Below are 16,856 nucleotides of genomic sequence, written 5' to 3'. Positions count from 1 at the left end.
CTCCGCCCGCTCAGGGGTAGAGGCTGCGCCGGTACGTGGCGGGGTCGGGCAGCGCCTGGAGGATCAGCTCGGCCAGGTCGGCGTAGGTGAGGCGGTGGGCGTCGGCCCGGCGCGGGGCGGTCGCGGGCGGGCGGTACCCCCGCGCGGGCCCCTCGGTGAGGGCGGCGGGGCGCACCACGGTCCAGTCGAGGCCGCTGGCGGTGACCACGGCGTCCTGTTCCCGGCGCCCGCGTACGGCGGGGGCGGCGACGGTGCCGTACAGCTTGGCCAGCCCGCGCTGGACGGCGCCGTGCACGTGGTCGCCGTAAGCGGCCTCGGAGACGACCAGCAGGCGGTGGACGCCGAGCAGGTGCATGGCGTCGACGATGTTGCGGGTGCCCTGGGCGTAGAGCGGGACGCGGCGCTCGCGGCGGCGCAGGCCGAAGGCGACGACCACCGCCGTGGCGCCGTCGAGGGCCTCCAGGACGGTGTCGCGTTCGAAGACCGACCCGGTGACGATCCGCCCGGCGGGGGCCCCGGCGAGGCGGGCCGGGTCGCGGACGTGGGCGGTGGTGGGCAGGCCCGCGGCGGCGGCCGCGGTGAGCAGGGCGCGGCCGGTGCGGCCGGTGGCGCCGAAGACGGTGAGGTTCACCGGACGCTCCGCCCGGGCGCACGGCGCTCGGCGGCGACTGGGCTCATCGGGTGTCCTTTCCCGGGGCGGCGGCTGCTTGCCCGGCGGCCGCGCGGGCCCGGTGCGGTCCGCCGCAGCCTCACGCTAGGCGCGGCCCCGCCCGCCCGCCACCGCGCGGGCGGCCGGTGGTCAGCCGGCGGGCGGCGTCCACACGTACGGGGTCGTGGTGGTGAGCGTGCGGAAGCCGAGGCGGTCCAGGATGGGCCTGCTGCGGTCGGTCGCGTCGACCTGGACCCAGCGCACACCCTGCGCGGCGGCGATCCGGGCCCGTTCGGCGACCAGGGCGCGGTACAGGCCGAGGCCACGGGCGGCCGGGACGGTGCCACCGCCCCAGAGCCCGGCGAACTCCCCGCCCTCCTCCCACTCCAGCCGGCCCGCGCTCAGCGGCCGGTCGCCGTCGAGAACGACCAGGACGGCGCTGCTGCGGGCGCGGTCGGTGAGCAGGTCGCGGACCCAGGCGCGGGTCCGGGCCCGGTCGTCGCCGAAGGCGGCCTGGTGGACCTCGGCGACCAGGTCCGCCTCCTCGGGCCGGGTCAGGCGGTGCAGCCGTGTCCCCCCGGGCAGCGGGACCCGGTGCTCCAGCCGGCCGGCCTCGGCCACCATCAGGCTCTCCGCCGGCTCGGCGACGAAACCCGCCGCGCGCAGCCGGGCCGCCAGCCCCTCGGCGTCCTCGCCGGGCCGGCGCCCGGCGGGCCGCAGCCGGTCGTGTCCGTACAGCTTCCACTCGAAGGACCGGCCCAGCGCCGCGAAGTGGGCCACGTGCGCGGCGATGACGGCATCGGCCTCACCGACGTCGAGCCCGGACCAGACCACCCCGTCCCACCCCTCGGCCCCACCGGTCTGGCGCAGGCTCTCGCCGACCCGCTCGACCACGGCACCGGGACCGTCCGGACGCGCTTCCCGGCGCATGCGGAGGTCGTAGTGGGCCCGGAGTTCGTCGGGGCTCGGGGCGGCGGGGGCGGCGGTACGCGGCGGGGTGTCCATGGCGGGACTCCACCACCGGCGGATGGCGGGAGCCAAGCCGTTTTCCGGTGCGGGTGCCCGGGGTTCAGGGGCGGGCGGCGGGTCCCGCCGTGATCCCCTCCAGCATCAGTTCCAGGACGCGCGGGCCCGCCTCCGGCCGGGAGGTGGCGTGCTCGCGGATCCAGGCGGCGGCTGTGAGCAGGTCGAACAGTTCATCGGGGGTGAGGTCGGGGCGGACCCGGCCCGCCTCCTGGGCGGCCGTGAGCAGTTCGGCGGCGCCCTGGTGCATGGCCGCGCAGGCGGCGTGCGAGGGGGTGCCCTCGTCGTACATCGCCTCACTGAGGATGCCGACCAGGCCGCGGAAGGTGCTGATGTGCCGGACGGCGCTGCGCGTCCACCGGGTGAGGGCGGCGAGCGGGTCGGCATGTCCGGACAGCTCGGCCGCCTCGGCGATCAGGGCGTCGAGGCCGTCCCGGGTGGCGGCCTCGACCAGGGCGGCGCGGGTCGGGAAGTGCCGGTAGAGGGTGCCGATCGCAACCTGGGCCTCGGCGGCGATCTCCTCCAGCGAGGCGCCGGAGCCGTGCGCGTCGAAGGCGGCCCGGGCCGCCGTGAGGATCGCGTCGTAGTTGCGCCGCCCGTCGGCCCGCTTGGGGCGCCGGGCGATGTAGGGCGCCGGTTCCATGGACGGTTTCCTCCCGCTGTTGACCACCTGAGGCCGCCTCAGCTTAACTGTTCGCAACCTGAGGCGGCCTCAGTTTGCCGTTCCGGCTGCCCTCCGCCCCTCCCGAAGGAGCCCTCGCGTGTCCGCTGAGACACCCCCGCCCACCGAAACCACGACACCCGCCGAGACCACGACACCCTCCGGGACCGGCCCGCCCGACGGCCCCCCGCGCGGCCGGCTCCTGGTCCTGCTCGCCGTCGTCGGCGCCGAGTTCATGCTTCAGCTCGACGGCACCATCGTGAACGTCGCCCTGCCCGGCCTGCGGAGCGATCTCGACCTGGGGATCAGCGAGGCGTCCTGGGTGGTCAACGGCTTCTTCCTGGCCTTCGCCGGACTGCTGCTGCCCGCCGGGCGCCTCGGCGATCTGCTGGGCCACCGCCGCCTCTTCCTCTGGGGCGTGGGCCTGGTCGGCGCCGCCTCGCTCCTCGCCGGGCTCGCCCCGAACCTGCCGGTCCTCGTCGCCGGCCGCGCGCTCCAGGGCGCGGGCGCCGCCGTGGCCGGGCCGGCCGGACTCGCCCTGCTGACCCGGGAGTTCACAGGCCCCCGGCGCGAACGCGCGTTCAGCCTCTACGCGGTCGTCACCGGCCTCGGCGCGGTCTCGGGCATGCTGCTCGGGGCGCTCCTCACCTGGCTCGGCGACTGGCGCTGGACCTTACTGGTCAACGTGCCGGTGGCGCTGACCGTCGTCCTCCTCGGCGCCCGCACCCTCAGCCCCGCTCCCCCGCGCCCGGACCGCCGCCCGGCCGGCCTGCCCGGCGCCGCCCTGGTCGTCGGCGCGCTGACCGCGCTGGTGTACGGCCTGGTCCGCGCCGCCGACCACGGCTGGAACGACACCGCCGCGCTGCTGTGCCTCGGCGGGGCGCTGCTGCTCGGCGCCGCCTGGGTCACGGTGGACCGCCGTTCCGCCGAGCCCCTCGTACCGCCGCACGTGCTGGCCGACCGGCGCCGGGCAGGCGGGTTCCTCGGACTCGTCACCCTGGCCGCCGTGCTGACCTCGTTCCTCTTCCTCATGGTCCAGTACCTCGACGCCGTCCTCGGCCTCGGTCCGCTCGGCACCGGGCTCGCGATCCTGCCGTTCGGCCTGAGCCTGCTGGTCACCACCCAACTCCTGGACCGCTTCCTGGCGGGCCTCGGCCACCGCCCCCGCGCCGTCACCGGGCTCGCCGTCGTCCTGCTGGCAGTTCTCTGGCTGACCCGCCTGCACGAGGACAGCGGTTACATCACCGGGATGCTGGGTCCGACGACCCTGCTCGGCATCGGGGTGGGCCTGGCCCTCGTCCCGCTCAACCTGACGATCCTCGCCACCACCCGGCCCGAGGACACCGGCGTCACGGCGGGCATCCTCCAGGCCGCGCTGACCGTCGGCGGCACGCTGGGGCTGGCCCTCCTGCTCGTCCCGTACAACCGGGCGGGCGGGGAACCGGGTGCCGCCGTCCCGGCCGCCTTCGACTGGAGCGCGGGGATCGCGGGCCTCTCCCTGCTGACGGTGGCGGCCTGCCGGTACCTGCCGGGGCGGGCGCCCCGGGAGTAGGCGGCGCCTGTCAGGCTTCCCGGCCCGCCGCGATCACCGCCGCCGCCTGAGCCGGTGTCAGGTGCGTGGTGTCGACCACCTCGGCGCTGCGGCGCAGCCACGGCAGGGCCTCGCGGTACGGCGCGCGGTGGCGCAGGCGCCAGGGTCCGGCGGTGGCGCTCTCGGGCGCGGTGTCGGTGCGGATGCGGTGGGTGAGGGTGTCGGGGTCGCAGTGGAGCAGGACGTGCCGGACCGGTACGTCCTGCTCCGCGAAGCCCGCCGACAGCTCCGCCCAGCACTCCTCGCTGAGCACGGTCTGCGGGATGAGCAGAGTGCCGCCGGTGTACCGCAGGACCTGGGTGGCGGTGGCGACGACCACGCCGCGCCACGGCGGCCAGTCCTGGAAGTTGCCGACCGGCTCGGAGGCGAGGATCGGGCCGAGCAGGGCGCCCACCGTCTCGGCGTCGAAGACCCGGGAGCCGGGCAGGAGGGCGGCCAGTTCGCGGGTGGTGGTCTTTCCCGCGCCGTAGGTGCCGTTCAGCCAGATGATCACCCCGGCGAGGGTAGCCGTCGGCCGCTCAGCGCGGGGCCTCCATCCGCAGGCTCCACCGGCCCGGGTGGCCGGTGACGGTGGCGGCGGAGAGGGGGCCGGGGTCGACGTTCCAGTAGGTGGCCGGGGGCGCCTTGAGTGCGTAGACCAACAGGGCGCGGACGACGGCGGGTTCGGCGACGGCGACCAGGGCGCCGCCGTCCTCGAAGGGGCGGGTGTCGAGCCAGCCGCCGACGCGGGTGACGAGGTCGAGCAGGCTCTCCCCGCCGTGTGGTGCGGCACGCGGGTCCCGGAGCCAGGCGTCGACGGCGCGCGGGTCGTGCGCCGCGACCTCGCCGAGGGTCAGCCCCCGCCAGCCGCCCATGTCCCAGTCGCTGAGGGCGGGCTGGACGAGCGGGGCGAAGCCGAGGGCGTCGCCGGTGGCCCGGCTGCGGTGGGTCGGGGAGCAGTAGCGCAGGTCGGCGGCGCTGAGCGGGACCAGGGCGTGCGAGGCGAGTTGCACGGCGTGCCAGGCGGCCTGGTCCAGCGGGCGGTCGTCGGCGAACCGCTCGGCGAGTCGCGAGGTGCCGAGCGGTGCTGTGACGAGCGTCACCCGAACGTGCATGCGGCGATCGTCGGGGCAATCGCGCCTCGGGTCAAGAGGGCCTCCCCCAGGGGGAGTTGAGGCTCAACGCCGTCTCTGGGGCCACCGTCGCGCGCCGGGTCAGGAGCCGCCGAGGACCATCCACTGCTCGGGGCGCGGCAGCGGGGTGAAGCCCAGCTTGGCGTAGACGCCGTGGGCGTTGTGGGTGGCGAGCAGGACGTGGTGCATTCCGTGCGGCGCCCGCTGGACCACGTCGGCGAGTACGGCGGCCACGAAGGAGGTGCCGAGCCCGCGCCCCCGGGCGTCCGGCGCGATGTAGACGTCGCAGAGGTAGGCGAAGGCGGCCAGGTCGGTGACGACCCGCGCGCATCCCGCCTGCGCGCCGGACCCCTCCTCGTACACCCCGTAGACGAGCGAGCCGGCGAGCATCTGGGCCTGGGCCTCGCGGCTGCGGCCCATCGCCCAGTAGGCGTCGGTGGAGAGCCAGCGGTGGACGAGGTCCGCGTCGAAGCGCCCGGGGTCGGCGGAGCAGACGTATCCCGCGGGCAGCGGGTGGCGGACAGCGGCGTCGAGGAGTTCCTGAGTATCGATCACAGGGCGAGGTTCGCAGGCGGGAGGGGGCGCGTGCAGCCGGATTACGCGGGAGCCTGCTCCTCTCCCCCGGCGCCGTGGGGCAGCGCCTGCGCACAGGCGGTACGGAGGCGGCGCACCCCTTCGGTGATCTCGGCCGTACCGGCGGTGGCGGCGAAACCGAGACGCAGGTGGACGGCGGGCGGCTCGGCACAGAAGTACGGCCTGCCCGGGGTGACCGCGACGCCGGCGCGCAGGGCGGCCCCGGTGAGCGCCGCTTCATCGGTGCCCTCCGGGGCGCGGACCCACAGGTGGAATCCGCCGCGTGGAGCGGCGGCCTGGACCAGGGCGGGCACCTGGCGGCGCAGTTCGGCGGCGAGGTGGTCGCGGCGCGGGCGGAGCGCGGCGGCGACGGCCCGCAGGTGGCGGGGCCAGGCCGGGGAGCCGACCAGTTCGAGGGCGGCCTCCTGGAGCGGGCGCGGGACGAAGAACTGGTCGACCACATGGATCGCCCGCAGCCGTTCCAGCACCGGCCCTCGCGCGGCCAGCGCACCGACCCGCAGGCTCGGCGAGGTGATCTTGGTGAGGGAGCGGAGATGGACGACGACGCCGTCCGGGTCGTCGGCGGCGAGCGGGGGCGGCAGCGCGCCCGCGTCCTCGTGGGCGAGGCTGCGCGCGAAGTCGTCCTCCACGACGAACGCCCCGGCGTCGCGGGCGATCCGCACCACCTCGCGACGCCGCTCACGGGCGAGCACGGCACCGGTCGGGTTCTGGAAGAGCGGCTGGCAGACGAGGACCCGGGCACCGGTGGCCCGCAGCGCCGCCGCCAACAGCTCGGGCCTGAGGCCGTCCGCGTCGACCGGTACGGGGACGGGCCGCTGCCCCGCCGCGCGGGCGACCGCGAGCATCCCGGGGTAGGTCGGCGACTCGACGAGGACCGGCGCACCCGGCGGCGCCAGCGCCCGCAGGGCCGTGGTCAGCGCGGACTGTCCGCCCGCCGTGATCAGCACGTCGGCGCCGGTCGGCCCGCCCTCGCCGCCGGGCCCCGCGATCTGGCGGGCGAACCAGGCCCGCAGCTCGAAAAGCCCGTCGGTGGGCGGCCGGTTCCACGCCCCCGGCCTGCGTCCGGCCCGGGCCAGCGCGGCGGCCAGCGCGCGTTCGGGCTGGAGCGAGGGGTGCAGGTAGCCGCCGTTGAACTCGATGACGCCGGGCGGCGGTTCGGCGAGCGTGTCGAGCACGCCGGAGGCGTCCACCGAGCGGGGCACGGGCCCGGCGGCGGTCTGCGCCGACAGCGCCACCTCCTGCCAGGAGGTGTCCCCGGGCGCGGGCTTGGCCGGGCCGCTCGGCTCGGCCCGGTACGCGCCGGCGCCGGGCCGGGTGACCACGACCCCTTCGGCGGCGAGCTGCGCGAGCGCCCCGGAGACGGTGACCGGACTGACCCGGTACCGCTCGACCAGCGCCCTGCTCGACGGCAGACGCTCCCCCGGAGAGTAGCGGTCCACCTCTTCTCGCAGAGTTTTCGCCAGATCCGCCACACTGCTACGCTCGGTCATGAGAGCACAGAGTAGCGCTACCGCCCGCACCGCGAAAGCGGTCACTCCCCCGCACGCCCCCACGGCCGCCCGGTCGTCGGGCCCGGGCACCCGGCCCCGCTCCGGCACCGCCCTCGCCCTGCTCGGCGTCTTCTGCTTCTCCCTGACCTTCCCCTCCACCGTGTGGGGCCTGGAGAGCTTCGGCCCGTGGTCGCTGGTGGCCGTACGCGGCGTCCTGGCCGCCGCCGTCGCCGCGGTGTTCCTGCTGGCGCAGCGGGTCCCGCTGCCGGAGCGGCGCCACTGGGCCGGGCTCGCGGTGGTCGGCGGCGGTGTGGTGATCGGCTTCCCCCTGCTGACCACGCTGGCGCTGGGCACCTCCTCCACCGCCCACGCGGCCGTCGTGGTGGGCCTGCTGCCGCTCACCACGGCGACGCTCGCGGCACTGCGGACCGGCCACCGCCCCTCGCGCGTCTTCTGGGCGGCCGCCGTGGCCGGGGCGGCGGTGGTGGCCGCCTTCACCTGGCAGCAGAGCGGCGGCGCCCTGTCCGCCGGCGACCTGTACCTCTTCGGCGCACTGCTGGTCTGCGCCGCCGGCTACACGGAGGGCGGCCGGCTCGCCGCCCTGATGCCCGGATGGCAGGTGGTCGGCTGGGCCTTGGTCCTCTGCCTGCCCGTCACGGTCGCCGGATCGGTGGTCGCCCTCAGCCTGGAACCGGTCCACTGGAGCCCGCACGGCGCGGTGGGCCTCGCCTGGGTCGCCGCGGGGTCGACCTTCCTCGGGCTGTACGTCTGGTACCGGGGCATGGCCGGGATCGGGGTGGCCCGGGCCAGCCAGCTCCAGCTGGCCCAGCCACTGATGACGCTGGTCTGGTCGTTCTGGCTGCTCGGCGAGGAGCTGACCTGGGCGGCCCCGCTGGCGGCGACGGGCGTGCTGGTCTGCATCGCCGTCACCCAGCGCGCCCGCGGCTGACCACCCCGGCCCGCCGCACGGAACCATCACCCGGCACCCCGTGCGGCGCCCCGGTCACGCACCGCCACTGCTCCCGGCCACGCGGAAGCCCCCGCCATCCCGCACCGAGGCGTGCGGATACTCACAGCCGAACCGCCCCGCCTCCGCCGATCACCCCGTCCGCCCTTCCCGCACGAGACCGGCGCACCCCGGACTCCATGCACCCTTTTTATCCGTTTCGCACCTTTCATCACTCTTAAGGCCCTTGTCTTGCTATAGGGCTTTCTGTGAGCCGGAGCGAACGCCCCGCCTCGCCACGGGAGCACTCATCCGGAGTAACGTTCAGCGTTCAGGCGCACGTCCGCACCCTGGACGTAGCCGGTCCGAAGATCAGCGAGAGACACGAGGGACGGACTCGATGGCGGATATCGCACGCGTCGGCGTAGTCGGCTGCGGCCAGATGGGAGCGGGCATCGCCGAGGTGTTCGCCCGGTCCGGGCTCGACGTGATGGTCGCCGAGACCACCGGCGAGGCCCTGGAGATCGGCCGCACCCGCCTGCAGAACTCCCTGACCAAGGCTGCGGCGCGCGGGAAGATCACCGAGGACGAGCTGAACGAGACCCTGGAGCGGCTGACCTTCACCACCGACCTAGGCGAGTTCGCCGACCGCGACCTCGTGATCGAGGCCGTGGTGGAGAACGAGCAGGTCAAGACGGAGATCTTCCAGGTCCTCGACCAGGTCGTGACCCGCGAGGACGCCATCCTGGCCTCCAACACCTCCTCCATTCCGCTGGTCAAGCTGGCCGTGGCGACCAGCCGCCCGGACCAGGTCATCGGCATCCACTTCTTCAACCCGGCTCCCATCCAGAGCCTGGTGGAGCTGATCCCGGCACTGACCACCTCCGAGGGCACCATCAGCCGCGCCCAGGCCGTCGTGGAGAAGCTCCTCGGCAAGCACGCGATCCGCGCCCAGGACCGCTCCGGCTTCGTCGTCAACGCGCTGCTCATCCCCTATCTCCTCTCCGCCATCCGCATGTTCGAGTCCGGCATCGCCAGCCGCGAGGACATCGACAACGGCATGGAACTCGGCTGCGCCCACCCCATGGGCCCCCTCAAGCTCTCCGACCTGATCGGCCTCGACACGGTCGCCTCGGTCGCCGACTCCATGTACGCCGAGTACAAGGAGCCCCTGTACGCCGCTCCCCCGCTCCTCCAGCGCATGGTCGACGCGGGCCGGCTGGGCCGGAAGACGGGCTCCGGGTTCTACGCCTACCAGTGAGCCGGCGCCGAGGGCCGCACGAGCCCCGGCCACCACGGGCCCGGTAGCCCGCGCGACATCAAGGCCGCCTTTTCCGCCGCGAAGGGGCGGCCTTCGCGCGTACCACCGCCGGTCGCGCCGGCTCCCCGCTCATCCACCTCCGTAGCACTCCGCGACCGCCGCGAAGGCCGCCTTCGGCTCCCAGGGCATGTCGGGATAGGTCTCGCCGCAGCCGCCTTCGAGAACCTTGACGATGCCGAGGCTGGCCAGGTCGAGGTCGTCGCGTGGGTCTCCGTCCGGGCGGTGCGGCAGGTTGTCGAGGGCGAAGAGGAAGACGAAGGCGCTGTCGACGCCCTCGCTGTCGAATATCTCCAGCAGCTCGCGGAGGTAGGCCGCCTGGCCCTCCTCGTCGCGCTCGCAGGCGCGGGTCAGCCGGAGGGGGGCGCCGGTCACCGGGTCGTTCTCGAGCACCTCCATGCTGCGCGGCGCCACCTCCCCCGCCCCTCGCCAGGTAGCGGTGCCGAAGCCTGTGACGGCGACCGGCTTCCGCTGGGCGGTGAGGCCGCGCACGCCTTCGCGGAAGCGGTCGGCGACCTCGGCCGAGCGGATGAGTTCGTAGGTCACGAAGTCGAACGGGCTCCAGTCGACGCCTTCGAACGGGATGGCGGCGTAGGTGATGCTGCCGTGGAAGCGTTCGCGGACGACGGTCACGGCATCACGCAGGAAGGCGTTGACGCGGGTACTCGCCGTCGCCATGCGGTCGGCCCGCAGCTCCGGATCGGCCAGCAGCCAGGTGAGGCGCTCCTCCGTGTCGGCACCGTCGAGGAACCCCTGGTTCATGACGCTCAGCTCGACGCCGGTGACGAACACGACCTCGGCGCCCCGCCGCCGGATGCGCTCGGCCCGTTCGGCGCAGTCGGCGAGGAGCCGCAGTATCTCCTCGGTGCCCAGCTCCAGCGGATAGGGCGAGAACCAGATCTCCAGCCCCAGGTCGGCGGCGTGACGGGCCGCCAGCTCCAGGCGCTCCGGATCACCGCCGGTGAGGTGGACGGCGTCGCAGTGGAGGTCGTCCCGGATGACGGTCAGCTCTCTCCTGACCAGGCCGGAATCGAACCGCGTCCGCGAGTTGCTTCCAGGGCGGAGGAAGCCGGTGTCATAGCAAATGCCTTTGGCGCGCACGAATCTGTCCCCATCTGTCGCCTCTGCCGGAATACGAGCATAGAGGCAAAGATTGCGTGTACGCAAGTTTGCGTGCGCGCATTTTCACGGATGCGTGGCGGAGCTGGGAGAATGCGGGCGTGACGACGAGGCGGACCGGACTGCGTGAGCAGAAGAAGCAGGCGACCAGGGCGGCGCTGCGCGAGGCGGCGCTGAGGCTGGCCCTGGAGCACGGACCCGAGAACGTCCGGGTGGACGACATCGCGGACGCCGCCGGGGTCTCCCCGAGGACGTACAACAACTACTTCTCCAGCCGCGAGCAGGCGATCGTCGCCGCCATCACCGCCGAGCGGGAGGCACGGATCGCCGAGGAGGTCACGGCGGCACCCGCCCACACCTCCCTCGCCGACGCCCTGACCGGCGCGATCCTGGCGCGGTACACCGAGCCGGGCGACACCGAGCGCTTCCTGGTCACCGCGACGCCGCCCCTGCGCGAGGCCTTCCTGGAGGCCGCGACGGAGCTGGAGGGCCCCCTCGCCGACGCGATCGGCCGGCGCCTCGACGACACCACGACGCCCACCGCCCCGGTGCTGGCGGCCGCGGTGGCCGCCGCCGTGCGCATCGCCCTGCACCAGTGGCTCGGCACCGCCCCCGCGCCGTCGACCGCGCCGGACCGGCTCGTCATCCCGTCGGGCTCCCTGCCCGACCTGCTCCGCGCCGCCCTCGCCCCTCTCGCCCCGGCACTCGACGCCGCCGAGGCGGGCTCCCGGCGGCGTCAGGCCGGCTGACCACCCACCGCTCGGGCCCATTCGCCCGGGCCGCATGACGCCAGGTCAGTCCAGCGGCTCGTCCCAGGACGCCGGCCACTGCTCCGGTGCCGGGCCGAAGGCGCGGCGTCCCGCCCTGACCGCCAGGGAGGCGAGGGCCGCGTTGGCGCCGCCGCCGATCACCGCGCCGATACCGAACGGCGCGACCCGGCCCAGGACGACGATGCCCTGCCTGGTCCCGTACTCCGTGACGAAGTTCCTGCCGAGCACCTTGTTGATCTGCCGCAGCGTCGCGGTCGGCACCTGGACGACCACCTGCCTCCCCCAGTGCTGCCCGGTGCGCTCGGCGCCCTTGGTGATGGTGCCGGAGCGGCCCGGAGAGTGACGGCTCTCCAGTAGGCCGAGGCCGCACCGACCCGGTTTCCGGTGAAACCGGTGGGGTCGTCTCACTGCACCGACGGCTCTGCCGCCGAGCAGGGTTCGTGGCCGGTGGACTGGGGCGGGACCGTTCGGGAGGGTTCGGAGCACAGGACCAGGACGGCGGCGTCGTCGGTGGGTGGGCCCTGGCTGTGGGCGAGGAGGGCCGCCTGGATGTCGGAGGCCGCCGTCCGGGCGGTGAACGGGCCGTTCGCGATGGAGCAGAGGGTGTCCACGAGAGGGAAGAAGCGGCCGGAGGGGTCGCGGGCGTCCTCGACCCCGTCGGTGTGCAGGACCAAGGCCTGGCCGGGCAGGAGGCGGCCGCAGTGGCGTACCGGCAGGTCGGTGGGGAGCGGGAAGGGGCCCAGCGGCGGGAGCGGGTCGGCGTGGCTGAGGGGTTCGGCGCCGGCCGAGAGCAGGTGGGGCCAGGGGTGGCCGCAGTTGACGGTGAGGAGGGTGCCGTCGGGGCGGATCTCCAGCAGGAGCAGGGTCACGAACTCCTCGGCGAGCGGGTGTCCCGCTTCGGCCGGGCCTCCTGAGGGATGTTCCAGGCGGGCGCGGCGGCGCAGTTCGCGGTCGAGGGCCCGGTCGAGGCGGCGCAGGACTCCGCCGAGGGCCGGTTCGTCGTGGGCGGCCTCGCGGAAACTGCCGAGGACGGTGGCGACGGTACCTATGGCGGTCAGTCCCGAGCCCCGCACGTCGCCGATGACGACGCGGACGCCGTGGTCGCTGGCGACCGCCTCGTAGAGGTCGCCGCCGACGGTCGCGGCGGGGTGGGCCGAGAAGCGGCGGGCGGCGAGGGTGAGGCCGTCCAGGCGGGCGGGGAGGGGGCGGAGCAGGACGCCCTGGGCGGCTCCGGCCACCTCGTCGATCCGCCGCAGGTCCCGCAGCAGGCTGCGGTGGATGCGGATGATGAGCACCGCGCCGACCACGAAGAGGACGGCGCTGGTGGCGATCCGGCTCGGCAGGTCGTCGCGCTGGGCGAAGGGGCAGGCGTACTTGTAGCCGAGGACGGCGGCGCCCCAGAGCAGGGCGGGGGCGAGGGAGGTGAGGGGGTGGTGCCGGGCAGGCCGGGCGGCGCCGGCCGCTCGGGGCCGCGCTTCGCGGCTGCCAGGCTTGGTACGGAACATCCGACGGCCTCCCTGAGGGGTGGCCGGGGGTCGGAGAGCCGGTGCACCGCGCACCGTACCCGGTGGGGCCCACCCCTTCGGCCGGACTGATTGTGTCCGGCGGTGGCGGCGACGCGGCCGGGGTGGACCGGGTTCCCACCCGAACGAGTGAGGGGCCCGCCCGGAGTGCCGGGTGGGCCCCTTCTCGTGGCGTTCCGTGCCCCCTGGGGGGCGGGTGGTACGCCGGGTGGGTGCCCCGGACCGGCCGGGGCACCCCCTGTGTCAGGCTCCGCGCAGCACGGCGCCGGTCCGCTCGGCCGCGAGGGCGACGGCGGCGTCGCGGGCGGCGCTGGCCTCCTCGACGGTCAGCGTCCGGTCGGCGGCGCGGAAGCGCAGCGCGTAGGCGAGCGACTTGCGGCCCTCGCCGAGCTGTTCGCCGGTGAAGACGTCGAACAGGCGGATGGACTCCAGGAGTTCACCCGCGCCCTCGCGCAGCACGGCCTCCACCTCGGCGGCCGGGACCCCGGCGTCGACGACGAGCGCGACGTCCTGGGTGGCGACCGGGAAGGTGGCGATGCGCGGCGCCTCGACGGTGCCGGTGCCCGCCGCCTCGACGGCGTCCAGGTCGATCTCCATCGCGCAGGTGCGCGCGGGCAGGCCCAGCGCCTTCAGGACACGCGGGTGCAGCTCACCGGCGTGGCCCACGACGCGCTCGTCACCGTCGATCACGACGGCCAGTTCGGCGCAGCGGCCGGGGTGCCACGGGCCGTACTGACCGGCGCGGATCAGCAGCTCGGTGCCGGACTCGCGGGCGATCAGCCGGGCCGCCTCGACGGCGTCGGCCCAGTCGGCCGGGTGCCCCTTGCCCCACCAGCCGGCCTGCTCGCGGGCGCCCGCGAGGACGACGGCGGCGTGCCGGGGCTGGACGGGCAGGGCCTTGTTGATGGCGGCGAGCTGCTCGTCGGTGGGCCGGTGGTCGACCGGCAGCCGCTCGGCGACGGGCGGGTGCCCGCTCGGGTGGAAGACCAGGCCGGTCTCGAAGAGGGCCAGGTCGTGGCTGCCCCGGCCGTCGTTGCGGCGGAGCGCGCCGAGGAGGCCGGGCAGCAGCGTGGTGCGCAGCGCCGGCTCCTCGTCGGAGAGCGGGTTGACCAGGGTGACGACGCGGCGGGCCGGGTCGTCGGCGGCGAGGCCGAGCTGGTCGAGGACCTGCTCGGAGATGAACGGGTAGTTCAGCGCCTCGGTGTACCCCGCTGCGGCCAGCGCGCGGCCGATGCGGCGGTGCAGCCGCTGGTGGTCGGTGAGGCCCCGCCCGGCGGGCGGCTTCGGCAGGGTGGACGGGAGGTTCTCGTACCCCTCCAGCCGGATGACCTCCTCGGCGAGGTCGTTGGGGGCGCGCAGGTCGGGGCGCCAGGACGGGACGGTGACGACCAGGTCGTCCTGGCCGTAGACGTCGCAGCCGACCTGCTGGAGGCGGCGGACGACGGTCTCCCGGTCGTAGGCGACCCCGGCCACCTTGGCGGGGTGGTCGGCGGGCATCGCGACGGTGTGCGGGGCCGAGGGCGAGATGACCTCGGTGACCCCGGCGCCCGCGGTGCCGTCCGCGAGCAGCACCAGCAGGTCGACGGTGCGCTGGGCGGCGGCGGGGGCGGCCAGCGGGTCGACGCCGCGCTCGAAGCGCTTGGACGCCTCGGAGGGCAGCTTGTGGCGGCGGGCGGCACGCGCGATGGCGATCGGGTCGAAGTGCGCGGCCTCGATCACCACCTCGGTGGTGCCCGAGACCCGGCCGGTCTGCGGGTCCGGGGCCGCGTCGGCGATCTCCGTGTCGGCGCCGCCCATGACCCCGGCGAGGCCGATGACGCCGCGCTCGTCGGTGATGACGAGGTCCTCGGGGTCGAGGGTGCGGCGGACGCCGTCGAGGGTGGTGAGCTTCTCGCCGGGCTCGGCGCGGCGGACGCCGAGGGCGCCCTGGACGCGGGAGCGGTCGTAGGCGTGCAGCGGCTGGCCCACTTCGAGCATCACGTAGTTGGTGATGTCGACGGCGAGCGAGATCGGCCGCATGCCTGCCTTCTGGAGGCGGCGGCGCAGCCAGATCGGCGAGCGGGCCTCGGGGTTGAGGCCGCTGACGGTGCGGGCGGTGAAGCGGTCGCAGCCGAAGGGGTCGGCGACCTCGACGGGGTGGCCCTCGGCGTTGGGGCCGGGGACGTCGAGGAGGGCCGGGTCGCGCAGCGGCAGGCCGTAGGCGGTGGCGGTCTCGCGGGCGACGCCGCGCATCGACAGGCAGTAGCCCCGGTCGGGGGTGACGGCGATGTCGAGGACCTCGTCGGCCAGCTCCAGCAGCTCGATGGCGTCGGTGCCGGGCTCGTACTCCGGGGGGAGCACGATGATGCCGTCGCCGTCGGAGCCCATGCCCAGCTCGTCGCTGGAGCAGATCATGCCGTGCGAGACCTTGCCGTAGGTCTTGCGGGCGGCGATGGCGAAGTCGCCGGGGAGGACGGCGCCGGGCAGCACGACGACGACCTTGTCGCCGACCGCGAAGTTCCGGGCGCCGCAGACGATCTCCTGCGGCAGGCCGGTGCCGTTGGCGGTGCCGACGTCGACGGTGCAGAAGCGGATGGGCTTCTTGAACCCCTCCAGCTCCTCGATGGTCAGCACCTCGCCGACGACGAGGGGGCCGGTGAGGCCGGCGCCGAGCTGCTCGACCGTCTCGACCTCCAGGCCGGCGGCGACCAGCTTGGCCTGCACGTCGCGGCCGGTCTCGGTGGCGGGGAGGTCGACGTACTCCCGCAGCCAGGAAAGCGGGACCCGCATCAGATCTCCATCCCGAACGGCCGGGTGAACCGGATGTCACCCTCGACCATGTCTCGCATGTCTTCGACGTTGTGGCGGAACATCAGCATCCGTTCGATGCCGAACCCGAAGGCGAATCCGCTGTACTTCTCGGGGTCGACGCCGCAGGCCACCAGGACCTTCGGGTTGACCATGCCGCAGCCGCCCAGCTCGATCCAGCCCTCGCTGCCGCAGGTGCGGCAGGGCCGCTCCGGGTTGCCGACGGAGGCGCCACGGCAGACGTAGCAGACCATGTCCATCTCGGCGGACGGCTCGGTGAAGGGGAAGAAGTTGGGGCGCAGCCGGGTCTTCATGTCCGGGCCGAAGAGCGCCTGGACCATGTGGTCGAGGGTGCCCTTGAGGTCGGCCATGGTCAGGCCCTCGTCGACGGCGAGCAGCTCGATCTGGTGGAAGACCGGGGTGTGCGTGGCGTCCAGCTCGTCGGTCCGGTAGACCCGGCCGGGGCAGACGACGTACACGGGCGGCTCGCGGTCGAGCAGGGTGCGGGCCTGCACGGGCGAGGTGTGGGTGCGCAGCACGATGCCGGACTCGTCCTCGCGGGAACCGGGCTCCTGGCCCTCGCCGCGGACGAAGAAGGTGTCCTGCATCTGCCGGGCCGGGTGGTCCGGGGTGAAGTTGAGCGCGTCGAAGTTGAACCACTCGGCCTCGGCCTCGGGCCCTTCGGCGATCTCGTACCCCATGCCGACGAAGACGTCGGCGACCCGCTCCATCATGGTGGTCAGCGGGTGGCGGGCGCCGGACGGGACGCGGTCGTACGGCAGGGTGACGTCCACCGCCTCCTCGACCAGGACCCGCTCGTCGCGCTCGGCCTCCAGGACGGCCTGCCGGGCGGCGAGGGCCTTGTTGACCTGGCCGCGGGCCATGCCGACGCGCTTGCCCGCCTCAGCCTTGGCCTGCGGGGGCAGGGCGCCGATCTCCCGGTTGGCCAGCGACAGCGGCGAGGTCCCGCCGGCGTGCGCGGTCTTGGCCTGCGCGAGGGCGTCGAGGTCCGCCGCGGCGTCGAAGGCGGCGAGCGCCTCGTCCCGCATGCGCTCGATGTTTTCCGGTTTCAGTGCCTCGACCTCTACTGGGTCGTACGACTTGTTCGGTGCCGACATCTCTTCCCGTGCTTCCGATTGCTCCGCCCCGCGCCCGGTACGTGTCGCGGGCGCGGGGTACCGGATGGTGGGGCCTGGCTGTGGGTCCCCGCAGAGGCCAAGGGCGCAAAAATGTGCCGGAGACCGAGTCTAACGGGGGTGAGCTGGAGGTCCTT

General features: G+C 74.6%; 16 protein-coding genes. 4 read left to right on the top strand and 12 right to left on the bottom strand.

The window, feature by feature from the left end; all coding sequences use genetic code 11:
- Window positions 1–10: 10 nt before the first annotated feature.
- The 3 genes from IF45_RS0115920 to IF45_RS0115910 all read right to left on the bottom strand — a co-directional run bounded on the left by IF45_RS0115920 (window position 11) and on the right by IF45_RS0115910 (window position 2,315).
- Window positions 11–631 carry an NAD(P)-dependent oxidoreductase gene (locus IF45_RS0115920; RefSeq protein WP_030308040.1) on the bottom strand — a complete coding sequence of 207 codons (621 nt, stop codon included), beginning with the start codon at window positions 629–631 and terminating at the stop codon, window positions 11–13.
- Window positions 632–799: 168 nt separating this feature from the next.
- Window positions 800–1,654, bottom strand: a complete 855-nt coding sequence (locus tag IF45_RS0115915; RefSeq protein ID WP_030308038.1) for a GNAT family N-acetyltransferase — start codon at window positions 1,652–1,654, stop codon at window positions 800–802.
- Window positions 1,655–1,718: 64 nt separating this feature from the next.
- Entirely contained in the window at window positions 1,719–2,315 is a 597-nt protein-coding gene (locus tag IF45_RS0115910; protein ID WP_018896166.1) for a TetR/AcrR family transcriptional regulator, read from the bottom strand.
- Between the two features lie 118 nt (window positions 2,316–2,433).
- Between IF45_RS0115910 and IF45_RS0115905 the strand changes: the two genes are divergently transcribed.
- A complete protein-coding gene (locus IF45_RS0115905) occupies window positions 2,434–3,885 on the top strand; it encodes an MFS transporter (protein ID WP_030308036.1) in 1,452 nt (483 codons plus the stop codon).
- Between the two features lie 10 nt (window positions 3,886–3,895).
- Here the strand turns inward: IF45_RS0115905 and IF45_RS0115900 are convergent, their stop codons facing one another.
- From IF45_RS0115900 to IF45_RS0115885, 4 genes are all read right to left on the bottom strand, one after another.
- Window positions 3,896–4,417, bottom strand: a complete 522-nt coding sequence (locus IF45_RS0115900) for an AAA family ATPase (protein WP_030308035.1) — start codon at window positions 4,415–4,417, stop codon at window positions 3,896–3,898.
- 25 nt (window positions 4,418–4,442) lie between these two features.
- Window positions 4,443–5,018, bottom strand: a complete 576-nt coding sequence (locus tag IF45_RS0115895) for a histidine phosphatase family protein (protein ID WP_008411042.1) — start codon at window positions 5,016–5,018, stop codon at window positions 4,443–4,445.
- Between the two features lie 99 nt (window positions 5,019–5,117).
- Entirely contained in the window at window positions 5,118–5,591 is a 474-nt protein-coding gene (locus IF45_RS0115890) for a GNAT family N-acetyltransferase (protein WP_008411039.1), read from the bottom strand.
- Window positions 5,592–5,632: 41 nt separating this feature from the next.
- A complete protein-coding gene (locus IF45_RS0115885; protein WP_242536820.1) occupies window positions 5,633–7,120 on the bottom strand; it encodes an aminotransferase-like domain-containing protein in 1,488 nt (495 codons plus the stop codon).
- Between IF45_RS0115885 and IF45_RS0115880 the strand changes: the two genes are divergently transcribed.
- Window positions 7,119–8,069 carry a DMT family transporter gene (locus IF45_RS0115880; RefSeq protein WP_030308029.1) on the top strand — a complete coding sequence of 317 codons (951 nt, stop codon included), beginning with the start codon at window positions 7,119–7,121 and terminating at the stop codon, window positions 8,067–8,069. The two genes, IF45_RS0115885 and IF45_RS0115880, sit on opposite strands and share 2 nt — an antisense overlap.
- 397 nt (window positions 8,070–8,466) lie before the next feature.
- A complete protein-coding gene (locus IF45_RS0115875) occupies window positions 8,467–9,327 on the top strand; it encodes a 3-hydroxybutyryl-CoA dehydrogenase (protein ID WP_003947145.1) in 861 nt (286 codons plus the stop codon).
- 129 nt (window positions 9,328–9,456) lie between these two features.
- Here the strand turns inward: IF45_RS0115875 and IF45_RS0115870 are convergent, their stop codons facing one another.
- Window positions 9,457–10,485, bottom strand: coding sequence for a glycoside hydrolase family 113 protein (locus IF45_RS0115870; RefSeq protein ID WP_030308027.1), 1,029 nt, complete (start codon window positions 10,483–10,485; stop codon window positions 9,457–9,459).
- A gap of 119 nt (window positions 10,486–10,604) precedes the next feature.
- Here IF45_RS0115870 and IF45_RS0115865 point away from each other — a divergent pair, with 119 nt between their 5' ends.
- A complete protein-coding gene (locus IF45_RS0115865) occupies window positions 10,605–11,252 on the top strand; it encodes a TetR/AcrR family transcriptional regulator (RefSeq protein ID WP_008411029.1) in 648 nt (215 codons plus the stop codon).
- Between the two features lie 45 nt (window positions 11,253–11,297).
- Here the strand turns inward: IF45_RS0115865 and IF45_RS0115860 are convergent, their stop codons facing one another.
- From IF45_RS0115860 to pheS, 4 genes are all read right to left on the bottom strand, one after another.
- The gene (locus tag IF45_RS0115860) at window positions 11,298–11,534 is read right to left on the bottom strand and encodes a hypothetical protein (RefSeq protein WP_008411028.1); all 237 of its coding nucleotides are present in this window, start codon (window positions 11,532–11,534) and stop codon (window positions 11,298–11,300) included.
- 143 nt (window positions 11,535–11,677) lie between these two features.
- Window positions 11,678–12,778: a PP2C family protein-serine/threonine phosphatase gene (locus tag IF45_RS0115855; RefSeq protein WP_008411025.1), complete on the bottom strand. Its 1,101-nt coding sequence runs from the start codon at window positions 12,776–12,778 to the stop codon at window positions 11,678–11,680.
- A gap of 261 nt (window positions 12,779–13,039) precedes the next feature.
- The gene (gene pheT / locus IF45_RS0115850) at window positions 13,040–15,565 is read right to left on the bottom strand and encodes a phenylalanine--tRNA ligase subunit beta (RefSeq protein ID WP_003947150.1); all 2,526 of its coding nucleotides are present in this window, start codon (window positions 15,563–15,565) and stop codon (window positions 13,040–13,042) included.
- Entirely contained in the window at window positions 15,565–16,701 is a 1,137-nt protein-coding gene (gene pheS / locus IF45_RS0115845) for a phenylalanine--tRNA ligase subunit alpha (protein WP_008411022.1), read from the bottom strand. The genes pheT and pheS overlap by 1 nt, the downstream gene beginning before the upstream one ends.
- Window positions 16,702–16,856: the final 155 nt, after the last annotated feature.

It is taken from the genome of Streptomyces albidoflavus (assembly GCF_000719955.1).
In the GTDB taxonomy this organism is placed as follows: domain Bacteria; phylum Actinomycetota; class Actinomycetes; order Streptomycetales; family Streptomycetaceae; genus Streptomyces; species Streptomyces albidoflavus.
Note: the sequence above shows the minus strand (reverse complement) of the source record. Positions and strands in the feature narration are given on the sequence as shown.